The 24,114-nt window shown below is 71.2% G+C and carries 15 protein-coding genes, 1 tRNA gene and 1 pseudogene; 6 read left to right on the plus strand and 11 right to left on the minus strand.

The genetic code is table 11. The features are described 5' to 3' along the window. Window positions 1-108 precede the first annotated feature (108 nt). The 3 genes from pepN to Sdia_RS11455 all read left to right on the plus strand — a co-directional run bounded on the left by pepN (window position 109) and on the right by Sdia_RS11455 (window position 5,705). Window positions 109-2,676 carry an aminopeptidase N gene (pepN, locus tag Sdia_RS11445; RefSeq protein ID WP_185392906.1) on the plus strand — a complete coding sequence of 856 codons (2,568 nt, stop codon included), beginning with the start codon at window positions 109-111 and terminating at the stop codon, window positions 2,674-2,676. A gap of 237 nt (window positions 2,677-2,913) precedes the next feature. Continuing rightward, on the plus strand, window positions 2,914-4,296 hold the full coding sequence (locus tag Sdia_RS11450) for a pyridoxal phosphate-dependent decarboxylase family protein (protein WP_100453144.1): 1,383 nt from the start codon (window positions 2,914-2,916) through the stop codon (window positions 4,294-4,296). Then, a complete protein-coding gene (locus Sdia_RS11455; protein WP_189499979.1) occupies window positions 4,293-5,705 on the plus strand; it encodes a lysine N(6)-hydroxylase/L-ornithine N(5)-oxygenase family protein in 1,413 nt (470 codons plus the stop codon). The genes Sdia_RS11450 and Sdia_RS11455 overlap by 4 nt, the downstream gene beginning before the upstream one ends. Before the next feature lie 71 nt (window positions 5,706-5,776). On the opposite strand, the gene Sdia_RS11460 is transcribed toward Sdia_RS11455, so the two are convergent. Continuing rightward, window positions 5,777-7,594 carry a bifunctional metallophosphatase/5'-nucleotidase gene (locus tag Sdia_RS11460; protein ID WP_189500033.1) on the minus strand — a complete coding sequence of 606 codons (1,818 nt, stop codon included), beginning with the start codon at window positions 7,592-7,594 and terminating at the stop codon, window positions 5,777-5,779. Between the two features lie 273 nt (window positions 7,595-7,867). Between Sdia_RS11460 and pyk the strand changes: the two genes are divergently transcribed. Beyond that, a complete protein-coding gene (gene pyk, locus Sdia_RS11465) occupies window positions 7,868-9,316 on the plus strand; it encodes a pyruvate kinase (RefSeq protein WP_115068584.1) in 1,449 nt (482 codons plus the stop codon). A gap of 43 nt (window positions 9,317-9,359) precedes the next feature. Here the strand turns inward: pyk and Sdia_RS11470 are convergent, their stop codons facing one another. Beyond that, window positions 9,360-10,148 carry a helix-turn-helix domain-containing protein gene (locus Sdia_RS11470; RefSeq protein ID WP_189499980.1) on the minus strand — a complete coding sequence of 263 codons (789 nt, stop codon included), beginning with the start codon at window positions 10,146-10,148 and terminating at the stop codon, window positions 9,360-9,362. A gap of 80 nt (window positions 10,149-10,228) precedes the next feature. Then, window positions 10,229-10,312 (minus strand) — tRNA-Leu (locus Sdia_RS11475). 99 nt (window positions 10,313-10,411) lie between these two features. Here Sdia_RS11475 and Sdia_RS11480 point away from each other — a divergent pair. Then, complete coding sequence (locus Sdia_RS11480; RefSeq protein ID WP_100453148.1) at window positions 10,412-11,065, plus strand: ANTAR domain-containing response regulator; 654 nt, start codon at window positions 10,412-10,414, stop codon at window positions 11,063-11,065. A gap of 73 nt (window positions 11,066-11,138) precedes the next feature. Here Sdia_RS11480 and Sdia_RS11485 read toward each other — a convergent pair whose 3' ends face one another. From Sdia_RS11485 to Sdia_RS11520, 8 genes and pseudogenes are all read right to left on the minus strand, one after another. Then, window positions 11,139-11,855 (minus strand): ABC transporter ATP-binding protein, encoded by a 717-nt coding sequence (locus tag Sdia_RS11485; protein WP_100453149.1) that lies wholly within the window; start codon window positions 11,853-11,855, stop codon window positions 11,139-11,141. Next, a complete protein-coding gene (locus tag Sdia_RS11490) occupies window positions 11,852-12,775 on the minus strand; it encodes an ABC transporter ATP-binding protein (protein ID WP_189499981.1) in 924 nt (307 codons plus the stop codon). The genes Sdia_RS11485 and Sdia_RS11490 overlap by 4 nt, the downstream gene beginning before the upstream one ends. Window positions 12,776-12,781: 6 nt before the next feature. Beyond that, the gene (locus Sdia_RS11495; RefSeq protein ID WP_115068582.1) at window positions 12,782-14,545 is read right to left on the minus strand and encodes a branched-chain amino acid ABC transporter permease; all 1,764 of its coding nucleotides are present in this window, start codon (window positions 14,543-14,545) and stop codon (window positions 12,782-12,784) included. 5 nt (window positions 14,546-14,550) lie between these two features. After that, window positions 14,551-15,483, minus strand: a complete 933-nt coding sequence (locus tag Sdia_RS11500) for a branched-chain amino acid ABC transporter permease (protein ID WP_100453151.1) — start codon at window positions 15,481-15,483, stop codon at window positions 14,551-14,553. Between the two features lie 103 nt (window positions 15,484-15,586). After that, window positions 15,587-16,831 (minus strand): branched-chain amino acid ABC transporter substrate-binding protein, encoded by a 1,245-nt coding sequence (locus Sdia_RS11505; protein WP_100453152.1) that lies wholly within the window; start codon window positions 16,829-16,831, stop codon window positions 15,587-15,589. Window positions 16,832-17,473: 642 nt separating this feature from the next. Further along, window positions 17,474-18,213: pseudogene (locus Sdia_RS29750) on the minus strand (AAC(3) family N-acetyltransferase); the annotation flags it as partial. Between the two features lie 109 nt (window positions 18,214-18,322). Then, window positions 18,323-18,796 carry a PaaI family thioesterase gene (locus tag Sdia_RS11515; protein WP_008414302.1) on the minus strand — a complete coding sequence of 158 codons (474 nt, stop codon included), beginning with the start codon at window positions 18,794-18,796 and terminating at the stop codon, window positions 18,323-18,325. Between the two features lie 116 nt (window positions 18,797-18,912). Beyond that, window positions 18,913-21,189: an FdhF/YdeP family oxidoreductase gene (locus Sdia_RS11520; RefSeq protein WP_185392903.1), complete on the minus strand. Its 2,277-nt coding sequence runs from the start codon at window positions 21,187-21,189 to the stop codon at window positions 18,913-18,915. A gap of 185 nt (window positions 21,190-21,374) precedes the next feature. On the opposite strand from Sdia_RS11520, the gene polA reads away from it, so the two are divergent. Continuing rightward, entirely contained in the window at window positions 21,375-24,101 is a 2,727-nt protein-coding gene (gene polA, locus Sdia_RS11525) for a DNA polymerase I (RefSeq protein WP_370464540.1), read from the plus strand. Window positions 24,102-24,114 lie beyond the last annotated feature (13 nt).

Raw genomic sequence — 24,114 nt, forward strand, 5'->3', positions numbered from 1 at the left:
CCACCGCACCACCCCACGCTCCCGGCGGAGCCACCCACCGGGGGCGCACCCCCGTCCCGGGCCGAACCCCCCTGTGCCCGCCCACCGCCATCGGGCAGCATGGCCCGCATGTCCCTCCTGACGCGCGACGAAGCGCAGACCCGATCCCAGCTCCTCGACGTCCACCGCTACGCCGTCGACCTGGACCTCACCACCGGCGACACCACCTTCGCCTCCCGCACCCGCGTCCACTTCACCGCGCGCGCCGCCGGGGACACCTTCATCGACCTGAACCCCCACCGCCTGCACACCGCCACGCTCGACGGGACCCCCCTCGACCCCGCCGCCCTCGACGGCACCCGCCTCCCCCTCACCGGCCTCACCCCCGGCCCCCACGAACTCACCGTCGAGGCCGACATGGCCTACTCCCGCACCGGCGAAGGCATGCACCGCTTCACCGACCCCGCCGACGGCGAGACGTACCTCTACACCCAGCTCTTCCTCGACGACGCCCGCCGCGTCTTCGCCGCCTTCGACCAGCCCGACCTCAAAGCCCACTTCGACCTCACCGTCACCGCCCCGCCCCACTGGACCGTCCTCGCCAACGGCACCACCACCGACCACGGCGACGGCCGCTGGAGCGCCGCCACCACCCCCCTCATCTCCCCCTACCTCGTCGCCGTCGCCGCCGGGCCCTGGCACACCGTCCGCACCGAACACCGCGGCCTGCCCTTCGGCCTCCACTGCCGCCGCTCCCTCGCCCCCCACCTCGACACCGACGCCACCGAACTCCTCGACACCACCACCGCCCTCTTCGACCGCTACCACGAGAAGTTCGACGAGCCCTACCCCTTCGACTCCTACGACCAGGCGTTCGTCCCCGAGTTCAACGCCGGCGCCATGGAGAACCCCGGCCTCGTCACCTTCCGCGACTCCTACGTCTTCCGCTCCGCCGTCACCGACGCTGAACGCTGCTCACGCGCCGTCACCATCGCCCACGAGATGGCCCACATGTGGTTCGGCGACCTCGTCACCCTCACCTGGTGGGACGACATCTGGCTCAACGAGTCCTTCGCCGAGTACATGGGCTACCAGACCGTCGCCGAAGCCACCCGCTGGACGCACGTCTGGACCGACTTCGCCGCCGGCCGCAAGGACTGGGGCTACGACGCCGACCAGCGCCCCACCACCCACCCCGTCGCCCCCGACCCCGAAGCCGTCCCCGACACCGCCTCCGCCCTCCTCAACTTCGACGGCATCTCCTACGCCAAGGGCGCCGCCGCCCTGCGCCAGCTCACCGCCTGGCTCGGCGAGAAGGACTTCCTCGCCGGCATCAACCGGCACTTCACCCGGCACCGCTTCGCCAACGCCACCCTCGCCGACTTCCTCGACAACCTCGCCTGGGCCACCGACCGCGACGTCCACACCTGGGCCGCCGCCTGGCTGCGCACCAGCGGCGTCGACACCCTCACCGCCCACGCCACCGACACCGAACACCCCACCGCCGACCCCGCCTGGCAGCTCACCGTCGACCGCGACGGCACCCGCCCCCACCGCATCACCGTCACCACCTGGGACCACACCCCCGAGACCGGCCCGCCCACCCGCCGCGACCACCTCGACCTCGACCTCCCCCAGCAACAGCCCCGCACCCTCCCCGGCCACCGCCCCGACCTCGTCGTCCTCAACGACCAGGACCTCACCTACGCCAAACTCCGCCTCGACCCCACCTCCTGGACCACCGCCCTCGCCACCCTCTCCACCCTCCCCGACCCCCTCACCCGCGCCGTCCTGTGGAACACCGCCCGCGACCTCGTCCGCGACGGCCGACTCGCCCCCGCCACCTACCTGGACGCCGCCCGCACCCACCTTCCGCACGAGAACGACCTCGCCCTCGTCACCGGCGTCCTCAACTTCGCCTCCCGCCACGTCGCCGGCCCCTACACCCACCCCGACGACCGGCCCGCCGCCCTCGCCACCCTCACCGCCCTCTGCCGCGACCTGCTGCGCCGCACCGAAGGACTCAGCACCGAGGACTGGACCCGGGGCCGGGGCGGCGCCCACCGCACCGACGCCCACCCCGGCCTGCGCCTCGTCGCCGTCCGCCACTTCATCGACAGCGCCACCCAGCCCGCCTCCCTCAGCGACTGGCTCGACGACGGCCTCGTCCCCGGCGGCCCCACCCTCGACCCCGCCCTGCGCTGGCGCATCCTGGGCCGCCTCGCCGTCCTCGGCGCCGTCGACGAAGCCGCCATCGCCGCCGAACTCGCCGCCGACCCCAGCGCAACCGGCCGGGAAGGCGCCGCCCGCTGCCGCGCCGCCCTCCCCGACCTCGACGCCAAACGCCGCGCCTGGGACGCCATGTTCGAGGACGACACCCTCTCCAACTACCTCTTCACCGCCACCGCCCAAGGCTTCTGGCAACCCGAACAGACCGCCCTCGTCCGCCCCTACGTCCACCGCTACTACCAGCAAGCCCCCGCCTTCGCCCGCCGCCGCGGCCCCGCCCTCGCCACCGCCGCCGGCGCCGCCGCCTTCCCCGCCTACGCCGTCGACGAGGAAGCCCTCGCCCTCGGCCGCGCCGCCCTCGCCACGGGCGACCTCGTCCCCGCCCTCCGCCGCCGCCTCGCCGACCAGATCGACGACCTCGCCCGCGCCCTGCGCGTACGCGACCGCCGGACCACGACCACCGGCTGAGCCCGCACCGGCCGGACCGGACACAGCACCACCCAGGAGGGCGGCGGGGGAGCGGACCCCGCCGCCCTCCTCCGTACCGCCACCCGCCCGTACCAGACCCGCCCCGCCGCCCGCCCGCCAACCCCGCCGGAATCCCCCTTTCGGACCCACTTCCCCGCCACCCCGCCCCCGGCCCCACACCCCCGCAACAAGCTGGAACTCCCTGCCCGCGCGCGCCTGAAGGACCCAGCAGAAACCATGAACACCCCGCCCCTCGCCGGAGGCACCGCCGGACCCGACGCGCTCGCGCCCCTCCTCGCCGCCGTCCTCGACGCCCTGCGCACCGGCGCCCTCGACCGCGGCGGCCCCCTCCCCGCAGGCGGCCCCACCACCACCGCCCGCCGCGTCCACACCGCCACCCGACCCCTCCTCCCCGACCACGGCACCGGCCCCGAAGCCGCCCTCGGCCCCCTCGTCCACGCCCTCACCCAGGGCGCCGCCGACCCCGCCGACCCTCTCTGCGCCGCCCACCTCCACGCCCCGCCCCTCGCCCTCGCCGCCGCCGCCGACCTCGCCGCCTCCGTCCTCAACCCCTCCCTCGACTCCTGGGACCAGGCCCCCGCCGCCTCCGCCCTCGAAGCCGAACTCACCCGCACCCTCGCCCGCGAGACCTACCCCGCCGCCGACCACCCCGACGCCCTCCTCACCACCGGCGGCACCGAGGCCAACCAACTCGCCCTCCTCCTCGCCCGCGAACGCCACCCCGCCGCCCCCCTCCACGTCGTCCACGGCGCCAACGCCCACCACAGCGTCCCCCGCGCCGCCTGGCTCCTCGGCCTGCCACCCACCCACACCGTCCCCACCCCCACCGGCACCCTCGACCCCGCCGCACTCCACCACACCCTCACCACCCTCACCGGCCACCCCGTCCTCGTCGCCGCCACCGCCGGAACCACCGACGCCGGACACATCGACCCCCTCCCCGCCCTCGCCGACGTCTGCGCCGCCCACGGAGCCGAACTCCACGTCGACGCCGCCTACGGCGGCCCCCTCCTCTTCAGCGACCGTCGCAAACACGCCCTCCACGGCCTCGACCGCGCCCACTCCGTCACCCTCGACCTGCACAAACTCGGCTGGCAGCCCGTCGCCGCCGGCATCCTCGCCGTCCACCGCACCGGACGCCTCGGCCCCCTCCAGCACACCGCCGACTACCTCAACTCCCACGACGACACCGAAGCCGGCCTCCCCGACCTCCTCGGCCGCAGCCTGCGCACCACCCGCCGCCCCGACGCCTTCAAAATGGCCGTCACCCTCCGCGCCCTCGGCCGCGACGGACTCGGCGCCCTCGTCGACCAGGTCTGCGACCTCGCCACCACCCTCGCCGACAAGATCCACGACCACCCCGACCTCACCCTGTACACACGGCCCGCCCTCAGCACCGTGCTGTTCCGCCCCACCGACGCCGACGACGACCAGGTCGCCGCCGTCCGCCGCGGCCTCCTCGACGACGGCCACGCCGTCCTCGGCCGCGCCCGCGCCAAGGGCCGCCTCTGGCTCAAAGCCACCCTCCTCAACCCGCACACCCGTCCCGGCGACCTCGACCGGATGCTGAAACTGGTGGAAGGACACACCCCCCGATGACCGCCCAGCACACCCCCGACCACGACCAGCCCCACGACCTGGTCGGGATCGGCATCGGCCCCTTCAACCTCTCCCTCGCCGCCCTCGCCCACGGCATCCCCGACACCCCCCGCACCGCCTTCTTCGAACAACGCCCCGCCTTCCACTGGCACCCCGGCATGCTCATCGACGGCGCCACCCTCCAGGTCCCCTTCCTCGCCGACCTCGTCACCCTCGCCGACCCGGCCAGCCCCTGGAGCTTCCTCAACTACCTCCGCCACCGCCGGCGCCTCTTCCCCTTCTACTTCGCCGAGCGCTTTCACATCCACCGCGCCGAGTACGACGCCTACTGCCGCTGGGTCGCCGACAACCTCCCCGGACTCCACTTCGGACACCAGGCCGACGCCGTCCGCTGGAACCCCGAACGCTCCCTCTTCGAAATCGACTACACCCAGACCGGAGCCGACGGCGAAGCCGAAGCCCTCGGCCGCGTCCACACCCGCAACCTCGTCCTCGGCGTAGGCACCGCCCCCCACATCCCCGAACCCCTCAAACCCCTCGCCGACGCACCCGCCACCCCCGTCCTCCACTCCGCCGACTACCTCCAGCACCGCGAAAGACTCCTCGCCGCCGACCACATCACCGTCATCGGCTCCGGCCAGTCCGGCGCCGAGATCTTCCTCGACCTCCTCCGCCACCGCCCCGAAGGCCACGAGAAGATCCACTGGCTCACCCGTACCGAGGCATTCACCCCCATGGAGTACTCCAAACTCGGCCTCGAACACTTCACCCCCGACTACACCCGCTACTTCCACTCCCTCCCCCAGACCACCCGAGACCAACTCCTGCCCCGCCAGTGGCAACTCCACAAAGGCATCGACACCGACACCATCGCCGCCATCCACGACGAGCTCTACCGCCGCACCCTCCACGTCGGCTGGCCCGACGCCACCCTCACCCCCGCCGTCGCCGTCCGCACCGCCGGACGCGTCGGCTCCACCCAGCTCGAACTCCACCTCGAACACCTCGCCCAGGGCACCCGCACCCGCCTCACCACCAGCGCCGTCGTCCTCGCCACCGGCTACCGCGAACGCCCCCTCGACCGCCTCCTCACCGCCCTCGAACCCCACCTCCGCCGCGACCAGGCCGGCCGCCTGAGCATCGACGACCGCTACCGCCTCCACCTCGACCCCGCCATCAGCCACACCGGCAGCGCCGTCTACGTCCAGAACGCCGAACGCCACACCCACGGCGTCGGCGCCCCCGACCTCGGCCTCGCCGCCTGGCGCTCCGCCACCATCCTCAACACCCTCACCGGCACCCAGCCCTACCCCCTCCCCGACCGCACCGCCTTCACCACCTTCGGCCTCACCCACCCCGCCCCCGCCCCCGACCACCACCCCCTCACCCCCCTCGCCGAACCCCGCTGAACCAGCACGGCGAAGAAACGCCAGGGCCGGGAGACACACCGCTCCCGGCCCCACGCCGACCCGACCCCGGATCAGAACACCGGCTCACCCTCCCGCGTCAGCCGCCACCCCACCGACGCGAACCGGGCCGGGTCCACCGTCCCCGTCTCCCGCACCCACTCGATGATCGTGTTCCGGATCTCCTCCGGGTCCGCCCACACCTGCTCCGCCGACGCCACGTGCGGGAACGCCCCGCCCCCACTCGCCCGGTAGTTGTTCACCGCCAGAACGAACCGCGCGTCCCCCGCCACCGGCTCCCCCTCGTAACTGAGCCCCACGATCCGCGACCCCACCGGCCGCGCCACATCCACCTCGTACGTCACCCCGGACAACGCGTCGTAGTTGTAGTCCGGAATTCCGTCCGCGTTGGTCAGCGCCGCCGGATCGACCGGAGCCCCCGGCGCCGTCCGCACGTAGTACCGCGCCGAGAACTCCAGATACTCCTTGAGCTGCGCGCCCGTCAGCACCCGCGCCTCCAGCGTGTTCTCGAACGGGTACAGCCCCGCCGCGTCCTTGATCGTCACCTCACCCGCCGGCATCCGCGCCGTCCGCGAGAAACACGAGGCCTGCGAGACCACCGGCAGCTCCGCGTACGCACCGCCCGCAAGACCCGCCCGCACCGTCTCCGTCTGCACATGGTTGATCAGATCGATGATCGGCACGTCCTTCACCGGACCCTCGGCCGCCGACATCTCCTCCACCGACGTCCCGATCACCTGGTTCACATAGGCGACCACCTTCTTGTGCTCCCCGGCCAGCAGCCGCACGATCCCCGGGTCCTCCTCCGCCGTGTTCGAGTTCCGCACCTCGGACGCCACCCGCTCCACCACCCAGCGGCCCCGCTCCCACACCACCTCGATGTCGAACAGCGTCAGCCGCTGCCCCCACTTCAACGGCTCCGAGAGCACCACCGGCCGCCCCGACTCCTTGTTCTCCACCACGTACTCGGCGATCTCCTGGTGCGCGTGACCCACCAGGATCGCGTCGATCCCCGGCACCTCCTCGGCCACCCGCGCCGCCGCGTTCTCCACGTACGGCAGCTGGTCACCCCACGAGGACGTACCACTCGTCCCCGAGTGCGCCGACACCAGCACCACGTCCGCGCCCATCGACCGCAGCTTCGGCACCCACTTCGCCGCCTGCTCCACCAGCCCCGGGAAGACCATCCGGCCCTGCACGTTCACCTTGTCCCAGATCGCCACCCCGGGGTTGGTCAGCCCCAGCACCGCCACCCGCACATCCCGCCCGAACGGCGTCCGCATCCGCTTGATCACGTACGGCGCGAACGCGGGCCGCAGCGACTTCGCGTCCAGCGCGTTGGCCCCCAGCAGCGGGAAACGGCACTGCTCCTCGAACTTCCGCAGCACCTCGATCCCGTAGTTGAACTCGTGGTTGCCGAGCGCCGCCGCGTCGTAGCCGATCGCGTTCATCGCCCGCGCCATCGGATGCACCGGGCCCCGGCGCTCCGTGATCGGGTCGACCTTCGCGTAGTAGTACGACAACTGGGTGCCCTGGATCGTGTCACCCGCGTCGATCAGCAGCGTGTTGCGGTGGCCGCGCTCCTCGCGGATCTCCTTGACCATCGTGGAGATCTTGGCCAGGCCGACATCGTTGTGGTCCGCGTCGTCGAACTCCGCGTCGGTGAAGTAGTCCCAGTTCAAAACGTTGCCGTGCAGGTCGGTCGTCCCCAGCACGGTGAACGCGTACCGCCGCTCACGACCGTGCCCCCCGTGGCCACGGCCCGGCCCCGGCCCGCCCGCCGCCGAGGCCGTACCCGCCCCCGCGCCGAGTGCCAGCCCCGCGCCCACCGCCGCCGAACCACCCACGAAACCCCTGCGGTTGACCGCCATCATCCACTCCTCCATCGCTGAGACAACGCGCGTAGATTCTGGCGCAGAGGCCCCCTCCGCAACACCCCTCCCAGGTTTCCGTCCGGTGACGCGGAGCCCATTCGTCCACACCTTCGCCCTTTCGCTCGAAAGGGGGTGCGGAACGTTCCGGGAACGCTCATCGGAGCGAGCCCGCGCACAATTCAACAGTTGTCAATACCCTTTCGCCGAAAGGTCGTTGGCCAGTCATGCGCGGCCAATCGTCTACCCGCCGGTAGGCCCTAGGGTCGAACCATGCGCCGAGCAAAAATCGTCTGCACCCTAGGACCGGCCACCGACTCGTACGGGCAGATCAAAGCCCTCGTCGAAGCCGGAATGGACATCGCCCGCCTCAACCTCAGCCACGGCCTCCACGCCGAACACGAAGAACGCTACGCACGCGTCCGCAAGGCCTCCGACGAGACCGGCCGCAGCGTCGGCGTCCTCGCCGACCTTCAAGGACCGAAGATCCGCCTCGGCCGCTTCACCGAAGGCCCTGTACTCCTCGAACGCGGCGACGACTTCACCATCACCGTCGAACCCGGCGCCGAAGGCGACCGCCACAGCTGCGGCACCACCTACCCCGGTCTCGCCGCCGACGTCACCCCCGGCGAACGCGTCCTCGTCGACGACGGCAAGGTCACCCTCGAGGTGACCGCCGTCGACGGCCCCCGCGTCCGCACCACCGTCGTCGAGGGCGGCATGGTCTCCGACCACAAGGGGCTCAACCTCCCCGGCGTCGCCGTCTCCGTCCCCGCCCTCTCCGACAAGGACATCGAGGACCTCCGCTGGGCCCTGCGCGCCGGTGTCGACGTCATCGCCCTCTCCTTCGTCCGCGGCGGAAGCGACATCGAGGACGTCCACCGCGTCATGGACGAGGAGGGCCGCCGCCTCCCCGTCATCGCCAAGATCGAGAAGCCCCAGGCCGTCGACAACATCGAATCCATCGTCGCCGCCTTCGACGGCATCATGGTCGCCCGCGGCGACCTCGGCGTGGAGATGCCCCTGGAGCAGGTGCCGATCGTCCAGAAGCGCGCGGTCAAACTCGCCAAGCGCAACGCCAAGCCGGTCATCGTCGCCACCCAGATGCTCGACTCGATGATCGACAACTCCCGGCCCACCCGGGCCGAGGCGTCCGACGTCGCCAACGCCGTCATCGACGGCACCGACGCCGTGATGCTCTCCGGCGAGACCAGCGTCGGCAAGCACCCGGTCGAGACCGTCCGCACCATGGGCCGCATCGTCGAGGCCGCCGAGAGCGACATCCTCGCCAAGGGCCTGCCGCCGCTCACCGAGCTCAACAAGCCACGCACCCAGGGCGGCGCCGTGGCCCGGGCCGCCGCCGAGATGGGCGACTTCCTCGGCGCCAAGTTCCTCGTCGCCTTCACCCAGAGCGGCGACACCGTCCGCCGTCTCTCCCGCTACCGCTCGCCGATCCCCCTCCTCGCCTTCACGCCGGACCCGGCCACCCGCTCCCAGCTCAACCTCACCTGGGGCGTCGAGACCTTCCTCGGGCCGCACGTCGACTCCACCGACGCGATGGTCGACCAGGTCGACGAGTACCTGCTGAAGGTGGGCCGCTGCCAGCGCGGTGACACGGTCGTCATCACCGCCGGCTCGCCCCCGGGCGTCTCCGGCTCCACCAACCTGGTCCGCGTCCACCACATCGGCGAGGACGACACCGCCCCGGCCGCCCGCCCCTGACCGGCCGGACCGCCACCGCACGGGCCGGGGTGCTGCGGACAGGTCAGTACTTCGGCCCCACGTGCGCGTCCATGAGGGCGACGGAGGGTCTGCGGGCCACGGAGATGTTGTACGGAACACCCCCGCGCGGACAGGACGTCCACGTGACGCCCACCTTGTCCAAGGTGTCCGTGAACAGTCCGCGGATGTCGCCCGAGGTGTTGGTGAACCAGTATCTCGGGTATTCGTAGCGCTTCCTCTCGCCGCCCACGGTACGGACGGTCCAGTTGGTGAGGCGGCAGCCGTCGGAGTGGATGAGTCCGCGAATGAGCTGCCACGGGTGGGCGTCGACCAACTCCCGCTGCCATGGCGCGAGAGCGATACTCCTCGAGTTCTTCGGGCCGGGCCCGTGCTGCGGAAAGAGACAGGGCAGATGGTTCGAATAGACCTTGACGTCCTGGCAGCCGGTCCTTCTGACCCGGTGCACGCTGTTGTCGGGGAGCACGGCGCGCATGACTGCCTCGCACTCGTCCTGGACGCCGGGCCAGGTGTCGTCGAGCGTGACCGACAGACTCGGGGAGCTGTGGGCGGTGGGGCGGACGATGTGTCCGTCGCCCAGATAGAGGCCGAGGAGCTGGACGTACGCGGGCGCGTCGAGCTCCCGCACGTCGCAGCGCGGGCAGAGCGGGGACCTCCGGCCCGGGCACTCGCCACGCTCGGCGCGCTCCTTGTGCTTCCAGTAGCCGACGGTTCCCTTCGCCACGCCGAGGCGGCGCGCGACTTCACTGTTGGGTATGCCCTCCCGCAGCAGCGACAGCGCTTTCTGACGGACTTCGAGGGAATGGAAGATCACGACTCCGACATTGGGGAAGGGATCTTCGAAAGAGAACAAAAAAATGGAACTCCACCCGAAGGTGAAATTCCATTCCTGTGTGCCGGGTGCGGGACTCGAACCCGCATGTCCTTTCGGACAGATGTGTTTGAGACATCCGCGTATACCTGTTCCGCCAACCCGGCGAGCGCACTACACGGACTATACCCGCCGTTGGTTCCCCTGCGCAGCTAGGTACCCTGAATCCAGCAGCACGCCCCCGCCCTGAGCCAAGGAGCACCCCCGTGAGCGTCCCCGAGCCCGAGTCCCAGCCCGTCTCAGACGGTGACGTGTCGCACGTCCCTCCGCTGACGACCCGCGTGGTGATCGCCGAGGACGAGGCGCTGATCCGGCTCGACCTGAAGGAGATGCTGGAGGAGGAGGGGTACTCCGTCGTCGGCGAGGCCGGTGACGGGGCCAAAGCGGTCGAGCTGGCCCGGGAGCACCGCCCCGACCTGGTCATCCTCGACGTGAAGATGCCGGTGCTGGACGGGATCTCGGCGGCCGAGAAGATCGCCGAGGAGTCCATCGCCCCGGTGCTGATGCTCACCGCCTTCTCCCAGCGCGACCTGGTCGAGCGGGCCCGGGACGCCGGAGCCATGGCGTACCTGGTGAAGCCGTTCAGCAAGAGCGACGTGGTGCCGGCGATCGAGATGGCCGTTTCGCGCTTCACCGAGCTGCGGACGCTGGAGAAAGAGGTCGCGGACCTCTCCCAGCGCCTGGAGACCCGCAAGCTGGTCGACCGCGCCAAGTCGATCCTCCAGACCCAGTACGGGCTGACGGAGCCGGCCGCGTTCCGCTGGATCCAGAAGACCTCGATGGACCGCCGCATGTCGATGCGGCAGGTCGCCGAGGCGGTCATCGAGGACGACGAGGAGAAGCGCGCCGCCAAGGGCTGAGCCCCGCGGCGGTTCGTACGCGAAGCGGGCCCGCGCCCCCCGAGGGTGCGGGCCCGCTTCGCGTGGGGCGGGGTCAGTCCTCGCCGAGGTAGGCCTTGCGGACCGACTCGTCGTGGAGGAGGTCGGCGCCCGTCCCGGAGAGGACGATCTTGCCGATCTCCATGACGTGGCCCTGGTCCGCCAGCGAGAGCGCCGCCTGGGCGTTCTGCTCGACCAGCAGGATGGTGGTGCCCTGGGCCTTCAGCTCCGCGATGGTCTCCATGATCTTCTGCATCATGATCGGGGAGAGGCCCATCGAGGGCTCGTCCAGCATCAGCAGCTTGGGCTGCGACATCAGGGCGCGGCCCATGGCGAGCATCTGCTGCTCACCGCCGGAGAGGGTGCCGGCGGCCTGCCGACGCCGTTCTCCGAGGATGGGGAAGCGCTCGTAGGAGCTCTGGATGTCGCGTTCGATGCCGTCGGCGTCCTTGCGGAGGAAGGCGCCGAGCTTCAGGTTCTCCTCGATCGTGAGGTTGGGGAAGATCCTGCGGCCCTCGGGGGAGTGGGCGAGGCCCTTGGCGACCACCTTGTGGGCGCCGGTGCCGGCGATCTCCTCGCCGTCGAAGACGATGGAGCCGGAGACCGGCTTGAGGAGCCCGGAGAGGGTGCGCAGGGTGGTGGTCTTCCCGGCGCCGTTGGTGCCGATCAGGGTGACGATCTCCCCGGCGTGGACGGAGAAGGAGATGCCCTTGACGGCCTCGATCTTGCCGTAGGCGACCTTGAGGTCCTTGACCTCCAGCAGGGCGGTCATGCGGTGTCCCCTTCTTCTTCCGTGCGGGGCGTGCTGGTGGTGCTGGTGGCGCCGTCGGCCGCCGGGGTGTCGGCGGCCTTGGCCTCGGCCGCGCGGACCTCGGCCACCTTCTCGTCGCCGGGGGCGCCTTCGAAGGGCGTACCGAGGTAGGCGGCGACGACGCGCTCGTCGGCCTGGACCACGTCGGGGGTGCCTTCGACGAGCTTCTCGCCGCGGACGAGGACGGCGACGCGGTCGCAGAGGTTGAAGATGAACCGCATGTCGTGCTCGATGACGAGGACGGCGATGCCCTGGTCGCGGATGGCGAAGACCAGTTCCTGGCAGGCCTGGGTCTCCTGGGGGTTCATGCCCGCGGTGGGCTCGTCCAGGAGGAGCAGGCCCGGCTTGCTGGCCAGGGCTCGGGCGATCTCCAGCTTGCGCTGTTCGCCGTAGGGGAGGTTGCGGGCGAGGTGGTCGCGCTTGTGGGCGAGGCCGGTGAACTCGAGGAGTTCCATCGCCGCTTCGTGGGACTCGCGTTCGGCCTTCTTGAAGCCGGGGCCGCGCAGGAGGGCCGACCAGAGGCCTTCCTTGGTGCGGGTGTGGCGGCCGACGAGGACGTTCTCCAGGACGGTCATGTTGGCGAAGAGCCGGATGTTCTGGAAGGTCCGCGCGATGCCGGCCTGGGTGACCAGGTGGGAGCGGGGCGGGAGGACCTTGTCCTTGTAGGAGACGGTGCCTTCGGTGGGGATGTAGAGCCCGGTGAGGCAGTTGAAGAAGGTGGTCTTGCCGGCGCCGTTGGGGCCGATGAGGCCGACGATCTCGCCCGCGTTCACCTGGAGGGAGACGTCGTTGACGGCGGTGAGGCCGCCGAATCGCATGATGACGCCGCTGGCGTCGAGGACCGGGGTGGTGACCGGTGCCGGGTCGGTGCTGGTGGTCATGGTGGGTTACCCCCCCGCCTTGCTGAGGCCGGTATCGACCTTGGGTGTGTCCAGTTGGCCGGTTTCCTTGAACTCGAGCTGCTTGCGCCGGTCGGCGACGAGGCCCTCGGGGCGGAAGCGCATCAGGAGGACGAGTGCGATACCGAAGAGCAGCAGCTGGTAGTCGGCCATGAACTGGAGCTTGGCCGGGATGAGGTAGAGGAGGGCGGCGCCGATGAGGGGGCCGCTGACCGTTCCCATGCCGCCGAGGATGACGGCGGCGAGGAGGAAGGCGGAGTTGGGCGGCACGGACTCGACGAACTTGTACTGGGCGGGGGTCACGGTGTAGGTGACGTGGGCCTGTACGGTGCCGGCGAGGCCGGCCAGGGTGGCGCCGAGGGCGAAGGCGAGGAGCTTGAGCCGGAAGGCGTTGATGCCCATGGCGCGGGCGGCGGTCTCGTCCTCGCGGATGGCGACCCAGGCGCGGCCGATGCGGGACTGGTCGCTGCGGCGGAAGACGAGGACGACGACGATGGTGAACAGGAGCATCAGCAGGTAGTAGTTGGAGAACCTGCCGAGTTCGATGCCGAGGACGGTGTGGCTCTCGCCGAAGTTGAAGCCGAACATCTCCAGGTCGGGGATGTTGGGGATGCCGTTGGGGCCGTTGGTGATGTCGGGTCCGCTGGTCCCGTCGAGGTTCTGCATGCCGATGCGGAAGATCTCGCCGAAGCCGAGGGTGACGATGGCGAGGTAGTCGCCGTGCAGCCGCAGGGTCGGGGCGCCGATGATGACGCCGAAGATCAGGGAGGCGAGGGCGCCGAGGAGGACGGCGGCCCAGAACGGCACGTGGATGTCGAAGGGGGAGCTGGGGGAGCCGGAGACCAGGGCCGCGGTGTAGGCACCGACGCCGAGGAAGGCGACGTAGCCGAGGTCGAGGAGGCCGGCGAGGCCGACGACGATGTTGAGGCCGAGGGCGACGGTGGCGAAGATGAGGATGTTGGTGCCGACGCTGGTGTAGGCGTCGCTGCTCTGGGTGAACGGGAAGGCGAAGGCCGACACGAAGGCGGCGGTGACCGTCACGTTCTTGTGCTTGACGGTGAGGTTGGTGAGGCGGCGGCTGAGGCCGGACTTGCCGAGGGCGGCGACGCCGAAGCCGATGAGGAGGAGGAAGCCGATGAAGTCCTCGGCGCCCTCGGTCCCGATGCCGTAGGTGAAGAGGAAGAGGCCGGCGCCGAAGGCGACGGCGATGAGGAGGATCTCGGCCCAGCCCGGGAGTTCCTTCGCCGGCCCGGGGGCCGGGGCCTTGTAGGGGGCGGTGAGCCGTGTCCAGAGGCCGGTCTCGTCGGTGACCGCCTCGTTGGGGAGGCGGAAGGCGGCGGACACGGTGAGGGAGGTGGCGACGGCGGCGATCCAGGCGCCGGGTTCGAGGTTGACCAGGCCGCCGAGTTCGACGCTGATGGCGGCGACGGTGAACCAGGTGGTGGCGAAGGTGCCGTACGCCATGAGGCGGACGGGGGCGTACTTGCCGCCGGGGGTGGCCCAGCGCAGGCCGGGGGTGCCGAGTCCGCCGAGGACGAGGACGGCGGTGAGCAGGGCGCCGGTGAGTGTGAGGAGCTGGAGGCCGCCGGGGTAGCCGGTGACGGTGAGGTTGCCGGGGAATTCGGCGGTCCAGGTCCAGGGCAGGAAGGTGCTGGCGAAGGAGAGGACGGCGCCGGCGAGGGTGGCGTAGCCCATGACCTTGGGGGCCTTGGGGGCGGGTGCCTGGGTTTCGGTGGTGGTGTGGGTGGTCATCTGTATCACGCCCGATCCGCGCCGCGGCTGCCGAGGATGCCCTGGGGCCTCAGGAGGAGGACCAGGATCAGCAGGACGAAGGCCCAGACGTCCTTCCAGGCTCCGCCGCCGAACATGCTCATGCCGGGCACGTTCTCCATGTAGGCGGTGGCGAGGGTTTCGGTGACGCCGAGGACGAGGCCGCCGATCATGGCGCCGTAGATGTTGCCGATGCCGCCGAGGACGGCGGCGGTGAAGGCCTTGAGGCCGGCGATGAAGCCCATGCGGAACTGGACTTCGCCGTACTTGAGGCCGTGGGCGACCGCGGCGATGGCGGCGAAGGAGGCGCCGATGCCGAAGGCGGTGACGATGATGCGGTCGGTGTTGATGCCCATGAGCTTGGCGGTGTCGGGGTCCTGCGAGGTGGCCTGCATGGCGCGGCCGGTGCGGGTCTTGGAGACGAAGATCCCGAGGGCGATCATGCAGGCGGGTGCGGCGATGAGGAGGAAGAGGTCGCCGCGGCTGATGGAGAAGGCGCCGAGGTCGATGCGTCCGCCCTCGAAGTGGGGGAAGCTGAGGGCGCCGTCCCTGGCCTTCGGGTAGAAGGACCAGACGAGCTGCTGGAGGACGAGCGAGAGGCCGATCGCGGTGATGAGCGGGGCGAGGCGGGGTCCGCCGCGCAGGGGCCGGTAGGCGAACCGTTCGGCGCCGATGGCGACGGTGACGGAGAAGACCATGCCGAGCAGGATCATGACGGGGAGGGCGACGAGGACGCCGGTGCCGTCGGGGAGCCAGAGCCAGGCGGTGAGGGCTCCGAAGCCTCCGATCATGAATATCTCGCCGTGGGCGAAGTTGATGAGCTGAACGATGCCATAGACCATCGTGTAACCGATTGCGATGAGTCCGTACAGCGCGCCGAGTAGCAGGCCGTTGGCAAGTTGCTGCGGCAGATCGTGCACCGCGGGGCCTCCGAGTGAGTGTGGTCAGATACGGCCGCGCGGGGGCGCTGGTGGCGCCCCCGCGCGGTTCAGGGATGTTCGTTCCGGGGCGGTGGGAAGGGGATCAGCCCTCGTACTCGCCGCTGTTGACCGGCTTGTGGGCCCCGTCGGTCACCTGGTAGAGCGAAAGCTGCTTGTTGGTGGTGTCGCCGTACTCGTCGAAGCCGACCTCGCCGGTGACGCCGCTGAACTTGACGGACTGCAGGGCCTCGGTGACCTGCTTGCGGGCGTCCTTGGCGTCGGTGGGGAGCTTGCCGTCGTTCTTCTCGGCGACGGCCTTGACGGCCTGGATGATGGACCAGGCGGAGTCGTAGGCGTAGCCGCCGTAGGCCTCCCAGGTGTTCTCGTATCCCTCGGCCTTGTAGTTCTTCATGAACTCCTTGGCGGTGTCGAGGGTGTCGAGGGGGGCGCCGACGGAGCTGGCGAAGTCGCCTTCGGCGTTCTTCTTGGCGAGCTTGATGTACTCGCCGCTGAAGAGGGCGTCGCCGCCGACGGTCGGGATCTTGGCGCCGGCGTTCTTGATCTGGCTGGCCAGGGGGGCGCCGGCGGGGTACTCGCCGCCGTAGTAGACGAAGTCGGCCTTGGACTTGGCGACCTTGCTGGCGACGGAGGAGAAGTCGCGGTCCTCGGGGTTGATGTGGTCGGAGCCGACCACCTTGCCGCCGAGCTTCTTGAACTCCGTGGTGAAGGTGCCGGCGAGGCCGGCGCCGTAGGTCTTCTTGTCGTCGATGACGAAGACCGTCTTGAGCTTCTCCTGCTCGTACATGTACTTCGCCGCGTACGGGCCCTGGATGGCGTCCGTGGTGGAGGTGCGGAAGTACGTGTCGTACATCCGGGTCTTCTTGCCGTCCTGCCAGTCCTTGCCCTGGGTGAGCTCGGGGTTGGTGTTGGCCGGGGAGACCTGCACCATGCCGGCGTCGGCGAAGACCTTCTGCATGGACTGGCCGACGTCGGAGTTGAGCGGGCCGACGGCGCCGATGACCTTGTCGTCGGCGATGAACTTGGTGGCGTTCTGCTGGCCGGTGGCGGCCTGGGCGGCGTCGTCGAGCGCCTGGAGCTTGAAGGTGACGCCTTCGACTTCGTTGTTCTTGTTGGCCGTCTTCACGGCGAGCTCGGCGGAGTTCTTGATGCCCTGGCCGAGCGCGGACAGATCGCCGGTCAGCGGCGCGTCGAGGCCGATGACGACGGTCTGCTTGCCACCGCCCCCGCCTCCTCCTCCGGCGCTGTCGTCGCGGGACCCGCAGGCGGACAGGGTCAGAGCCCCGGCGGTGACGGCGGTGGTGATGACGAGCAAGGAACGGTGGCGCACGATCAGTCCTCTCCCCTAACACGGCGTTTCCGTCGTGGAACGCCGGTCCTGCGCAGACCGAAGTGAATGGAAATCCGGTGGCGCGGTGACTGGCCGTGACTCTAAGCGCGCTGGTGGGCATGGTGGAGAGGTCAGGCCAATGATGTGACTCTCTTGTTATGACGAAGCCCGAATGCGGACTGGTCCGGGGCGGGCGGTAAAGGGAAAAAATACCCCGTTCTGTTTGTCCGGATGGTGAGAACGGGCTGAGTGGGCCGGGTGACGGGCTTGCAGGGGTGGGGAGTTGGGGCGGGAGGGCCGGTGGTGCTCCGCGAAAGGGGCGTTTCGGTGCCGTCCGGGCGGCCGGATTTCCGGGGCTTGTATTGCATGGAGGTTACCCAGTGTTACACCGGGGAAATGGATGCTCGCATTCCGGGTGGCTGTGTCGCAATTGCGCTCTTGCGCACCGATGGGAGCGCGCGGGGCTTTTCCGGTGGCGGAGAAATAGGGCAGGGGGGTGGAGAGGGGTCGATTGAGGTTTGCGGGAGCGGCGGGGCGGAGTGTCCGCCATCCGGAGAGGTGTAGTCGGAATCCGGTGTTCCGCGGGGCGGGGCCGGTCGGCGAGGTGTCCGGACGGGCGCCCCGCCGGTCTCGGGCGGAGCCCCGCTGCCGTGTTACGGGCAGCCCCCGCCCGGTGTGGCCGACGGCGGCGAGCAGGGAGGGAAGGGCCGCGCCCCGGCCTCGCCCGCGGTGCCGTGCTGTACCGGGTACGTCCGCACGGAGCCGGCCCCCGGCTCCGTGACCCCCTCGTCGCTGACCGAGGTGTCGGTCACGGTCGTCCAGCGAGGCCCCGAGGGGGCGCGGACGGCGAAGGAATTCCGGACGGACGGCCCGGCGATCCGGGATCCGGCCAGGTGCAAGGCGGTGCGGCTGCCGTACCCCGTGCCCGGCGCAGGACTCGTGCTCCGGCCTCCGACAGGCGGGCGAGCGGAATGTGTTCGCCGAGACGGCACTCGGGCGTGTGCCCTCGGCGACGGCGCGGGTGCCCGGCCGAGGGTGGCGAAGGAGGTCAGCGGACGGGCGCTGCGCAGGGCGCCGGGCCAGGTGCGGACGACGGTCTCCGGGACGGCGCCGACGCCCCGGCTCGGGGCGGTGTGCGGGTCGTACGGCGGCGTGGTCGCGCGGATGGCGGGCCACCGGGACTCGGGGCCGGGCGGGTCGCCCCAGCCCGACGGGTCGGAGTTGTCGCCGGAATGCGTGGGGACGGCCGGGGTGCCGTCCTCGCCGATCGCGTCGAGCAGGGCCTGGGCGAGGGTGACGGCGCCGCCGCACACCCAGCCGGGGCGGCTGGGGGAGGTGTGAGCGAGGAGGGTCTCGCCCGGCCGCACGCCCAGGTCGCGCAGGGCGGCGGCGAGGGTGTCGAGGGAGCCCGTGAGCGTGGGCCGGGAGTGTGCCCGGCGGCCGGGCGGGGGCCACCGGGCAGGGCGGCCCCCGCCGGGCGGCGGTTGTGGCTCAGCTCTGCGGGGCGGCCCCGCCCGCGTCGCGGAGCATGCAGGTCAGTCGGGCGGAGCAGAGGCGCTTGCCCTGGTCGTCGGTGATGGCGATCTCGTACGTGGCGGAGGAGCGGCCGCGGTGCACGGGGGTGGCGACGCCCGTGACCAGGCCGGAGCGGGCGCCGCGGTGGTGGGTGCAGTTCAGGTCGACGCCGACGGCGAGCTTGTGCGGACCGCCGTGGAGCATGGCGCCCACCGAGCCGAGGGTCTCGGCGAGGACGGCGGAGGCGCCGCCGTGGAGCAGGCCGTACGGCTGGGTGTTGCCCTCGACGGGCATGGTGCCGACGACGCGGTCGGCGCTCGCCTCCAGGATCTGGACGCCCATCCGGGTGCCGAGGTGTCCGGCGGAGAAGAGGGCGGCGAGGTCGACGCCGAGCGACGCGTACTCGTCGAGAACCTCCTGCGGGAACTTGACGGTCTGCTGTTCACCCATGGTCCGGCTCCGTTCACGAAAGCTGCTCTGAGCAAGCGCTCATTCACAGCTACCGTAGCCCGGGGAAGGCCGCCGCGGCAGGGGGTCCCGCCGAGCGGCCCGCCGGGGTGGGGCCGTCAGCTCGCGGCGGGCTCCAGCCGGATCACCACCGACTTGCTGGCCGGGGTGTTCGAGGTGTCCGCCGTGGAGTCGAGAGGCACCAGGACGTTGGTCTCCGGGTAGTAGGCGGCGGCGCAGCCGCGCGCCGTCGGGTAGTGCACGACCCGGAACCCGGGCGCGCGCCGTTCCACGCCGTCCTTCCACTCCCCGACCAGATCGGCGTACGCGCCGTCGGCGAAGCCCAGCTCGCGGGCGTCGTCCGGGTGCACCAGGACGACCCGGCGGCCACCCCGGATGCCGCGGTAGCGGTCGTCGAGTCCGTAGATCGTGGTGTTGTACTGGTCGTGCGAGCGCAGGGTCTGGAGCAGCAGGCGGCCCTCGGGGCGGTGCGGGTGCTCGACCGGGGCGGCGGTGAAGTGGGCCTTGCCGCTCGGGGTGGGGAAGCGGCGCTCGTCGCGCGGGGCGTGCGGCAGGGCGAAGCCGGCCGGGTCGGCGACCTTGGCGTTGAAATCCTCGAAGCCGGGGACGACACGGGCGATCCGGTCGCGGATCAGTGCGTAGTCCCCCTCGAACTCCTCCCACGGGGTGGCCGACTTCCCGCCGAGGACGGCGCGGGCGACACGGCAGACGATCGCGGTCTCGGAGAGCAGCGCGGGACCGGCCGGCTCCAGGCGGCCGCGCGAGGCGTGCACCATGCCCATCGAGTCCTCGACGGTGACGAACTGCTCGCCGCCGGCCTGGACGTCCCGCTCGGTGCGGCCGAGGGTCGGCAGGATCAGCGCGTGGGCGCCGGTGACCGCGTGCGACCTGTTGAGCTTGGTGGAGACGTGCACGGTCAGGCGGGCCTTGCGCATCGCCGCCTCGGTGACCTCCGTGTCGGGGGAGGCGGCGACGAAGTTGCCGCCCATCGCGAGGAAGACCTTGGCCTCGCCGTCGCGCAGCGCGCGGATCGCCCGGACCACGTCGAGGCCGTGGTGGCGGGGCGGAGTGAAGCCGAACTCGCGCTCCAGCGCGTCCAGGAAGGCCGGGGCGGGGCGCTCGAAGATGCCCATGGTCCGGTCGCCCTGGACGTTGGAGTGGCCGCGGACGGGGCACACCCCGGCGCCGGGGCGCCCTATGTTGCCGCGCAGCAGGAGGAAGTTGACCACTTCGCGGATGGTGGGGACGGAGTGCTTGTGCTGGGTGAGGCCCATCGCCCAGCAGACGACGGTCCGCTCGGAGGCCAGCACCATCCGCAGCGCCTCCTCGACCTCGGCACGCTCCAGCCCCGTCGCGGCGAGCGCCTCCTCCCAGTCGGCCTTCCCGGCCGCGGCGGCGAACTCCTCGTACCCCTGGGTGTGGGCGGCGACGAACTCCTCGTCGACGGCGCCCGGGGTGCCGAGGATGAGCGAGTTGAGCAGGCGGAACAGGGCCTGGTCGCCGCCGATGCGGATCTGGAGGAAGAGGTCGGTCAGCGCGGTGCCGCGGGCCATGCCCTTGACGGTCTGCGGGTTCTTGAACCGCTCCAGCCCCGCCTCGGGCAGCGGGTTGACCGTGATGATCTTCGCACCGCCCTGCTTGGCCTTCTCCAGCGCCGAGAGCATCCGGGGGTGGTTGGTGCCCGGGTTCTGCCCGGCGACGATGATCAGGTCGGCCCGGTACAGGTCCTCCAGCAGCACGCTGCCCTTGCCGACGCCGATCGTCTCGGTCAGCGCGGAGCCGGACGACTCGTGGCACATGTTCGAGCAGTCGGGGAGGTTGTTGGTGCCGAACTCGCGGGCGAAGAGCTGGTAGAGGAAGGCGGCCTCGTTGCTGGTGCGGCCCGAGGTGTAGAAGAGGGCCTCGTCGGGGGAGGAGAGGGCGGTCAGCTCGCCCGCGATCAGCTCGAAGGCCCGCTCCCAGCTGACCGGCGTGTAGTGGTCGGCGCCCTCGGCCAGGTGCATCGGCTCGGTGAGGCGGCCCTGCTGGCCGAGCCAGTAGCCGCTGCGCTCCGCGAGGTCGGCCACGGAGTGCTCGGCGAAGAAGGCGGGCGTGACCCGGCGCAGCGTCGCCTCCTCGGCGACGGCCTTCGCGCCGTTCTCGCAGAACTCCGCCGCGTGCCGCTTGTCCGGCTCGGGCCAGGCGCAGCCCGGGCAGTCGAAGCCGTCCTTCTGGTTGACCCGGAGCAGGGTCAGGGCGGTGCGGCGCACCCCCATCTGCCGGGCGGACATCCGCAGGGAGTGGGCGACCGCGGGCAGGCCGGCCGCGGCGTGCTGGACCTCCCCGACCTCGGGGGCGTCCTGGACGGGGTCACCGGTGGGCGGCTTGGCTGCCATGCTGCGCTCCCCTTCGAGTCTGGAACCGGGCCGGCGCGGGCCGGACCGGGCACGTTCTGTGCTGGACCGCCCCCGATCCTCCCACGCCGGTACGGCTGTCGGGAGGGCCGTGCCGTGGCGTTCCCGGGAGAGCGCCGGGCGGCGGCGCGGGGCCGGCTGTCACAGCGGCGTGGCAGGATCGAGGCGTGGCAGAGACAGCATCGAAGAAGAAGTCCGCAGTGGTCGCCGACCCGGCAGCCGACCGCCCCCGCCTCATGCTCATGGACGGGCACTCTTTGGCGTACCGGGCGTTCTTCGCGCTGCCCGCGGAGAACTTCACGACCGTGACCGGCCAGCCGACCAACGCGATCTACGGCTTCGCGTCCATGCTGGCGAACACCCTGCGTGACGAGCGGCCGACGCATTTCGCCGTCGCCTTCGACGTCTCCCGCAAGACCTGGCGGTCGCAGGAGTTCACCGACTACAAGGCGAACCGCTCCAAGACCCCCGACGAGTTCAAGGGGCAGGTCGAGCTGATCGGCGAGCTGCTCGACGCGATGCACGCCGAGCGCTTCGCGGTCGACGGCTTCGAGGCCGACGACGTCATCGCGACCCTCGCCACGCAGGCCGAGGCGGCCGGTTTCGAGGTCCTCATCGTCACCGGCGACCGTGACTCCTTCCAGCTGATCAGCGACCACACCACGGTGCTCTACCCGACCAAGGGCGTCTCCGAGCTGACCCGCTTCACGCCGGAGAAGGTCCAGGAGAAGTACGGGCTGACCCCCGCCCAGTACCCGGACTTCGCCGCCCTGCGCGGCGACCCCTCGGACAACCTGCCCGGCATCCCCGGCGTGGGCGAGAAGACCGCCGCGAAGTGGATCAACCAGTTCGGTTCCTTCGCCGAGCTGGTCGAGCGAGCCGACGAGGTCAAGGGCAAGGCCGGGCAGAACTTCCGCGACCACCTGGAGGCGGTCAAGCTCAACCGCCGCCTCACCGAGATGGTCCGCGACGTCGAGCTGGACCGCACCGTCACCGACCTGGAGCGGGTCCCCTACGACCGCAAGGCGCTCACCCTGGTCCTGGACACCCTGGAGATCCGCAACCCCTCGCTGCGTGAGCGGTTGCTCGCCGTCGATCCCGGCGCGGCCGAGGAGGAGCCCGTCACCGAGCCCGCCGTCGAGATCGACGGCACGGTCCTCGACGCGGGGGGGCTGGAGCCGTGGCTCGGCGAGCACGCCGCGGCGCTGACCGGCATGGCCACGGTCGACACGTGGAAGCTCGGCGAGGGCTCGGTCACCGAGATCGCGCTGGCCGCCCCGGGCGGGGCCGCCGCCTGGTTCGACCCGGCGCGGCTGGACGAGGCCGACGAGCGGGCCTTCGCCCAGTGGCTGGCCGCCGCCGACCGGCCGAAGGTCCTGCACAACGCCAAGGGCGTCATGCGGGTCTTCGCCGAGCACGGCTGGCGCGTCGAGGGCGTCACGATGGACACCGCCCTCGCCGCCTACCTGGTCAAGCCCGGCCGCCGCTCCTTCGCGCTGGACGCCCTCTCGCTGGAGTACCTGGGCCGCGAACTGGCCCCGGCCACCGCGGACGGGCAGCTGACCCTCGGCGCCGACGACGAGGCGGAGGCGCACGCCCTGATGGTGCAGGCCCGCACCGTCCTCGACCTGGGCGCCGCCTTCGGTGAGCGGCTGGAGCAGGTCGGCGCGACGGAGCTGCTGGCCGACATCGAGCTGCCCACCTCGATCCTGCTGGCCACCCTGGAGCGCTCCGGCATCGCCGCCGACCGCGCCCATCTGGAGGCGATGGAGCAGCAGTTCGCCGCCGCGGTCCAGCAGGCGGTGAAGGAGGCGCACGACGCGGTGGGCCGCGAGTTCAACCTCGGCTCGCCCAAGCAGCTCCAGGAAGTCCTCTTCGGCGAGCTGAACCTCCCCAAGACCAAGAAGACCAAGACCGGCTACACCACCGACGCCGACGCCCTCGCCTGGCTCGCCGCGCAGACCGACCACGAGCTGCCGGTGATCATGCTGCGCCACCGCGAGCAGGCCAAGCTCCGCGTCACCGTCGAGGGGCTGATCAAGTCGATCGCCGCCGACGGCCGGATCCACACCACGTTCAACCAGACCGTCGCGGCCACCGGCCGGCTCTCCTCCACCGACCCGAACCTCCAGAACATCCCCGTCCGCACCGACGAGGGGCGCGCCATCCGCCGCGGCTTCGTCGTCGGCGAGGGGTACGAGTCGCTGATGACGGCCGACTACAGCCAGATCGAGCTGCGCGTGATGGCCCACCTCTCCCAGGACGAGGGCCTCATCGAGGCGTTCACCTCCGGTGAGGACCTGCACACCACGGTCGCCTCGCAGGTCTTCGGCGTCGGGCGGGACGCGGTCGACGCCGAGATGCGCCGCAAGATCAAGGCCATGTCGTACGGCCTGGCGTACGGGCTCTCCGCCTTCGGCCTCTCCCAGCAGCTGAACATCGACGCGGGCGAGGCGCGCGCGCTGATGGACACCTACTTCGAGCGGTTCGGCGGCGTCCGCGACTACCTGCGGCACGCCGTCGACGAGGCCCGCGCCACCGGGTACACCGAGACGATGCTCGGTCGCCGCCGGTACCTCCCGGACCTCAACAGCGACAACCGCCAGCGCCGCGAGACCGCCGAGCGGATGGCGCTCAACGCCCCCATCCAGGGCACCGCCGCCGACATCGTCAAGATCGCCATGCTGCGGGTCCACCGCGCCCTCACCGAGGCGGAACTGAGCAGCCGTATGCTGCTCCAGGTGCACGACGAGATCGTCCTGGAGATCGCCCCCGGCGAGCGGGAGCGGGTCGAGGGGATCGTCCGCCGCGAGATGGCGGACGCGGTGCGCTTGCGCGCCCCGCTGGACGTCTCGGTCGGCGTGGGCCAGAACTGGGAGGCGGCCGCGCACTGACACCGGGCCGCCC

Source organism: Streptomyces diastaticus subsp. diastaticus, assembly GCF_011170125.1.
GTDB lineage: Bacteria > Actinomycetota > Actinomycetes > Streptomycetales > Streptomycetaceae > Streptomyces > Streptomyces diastaticus.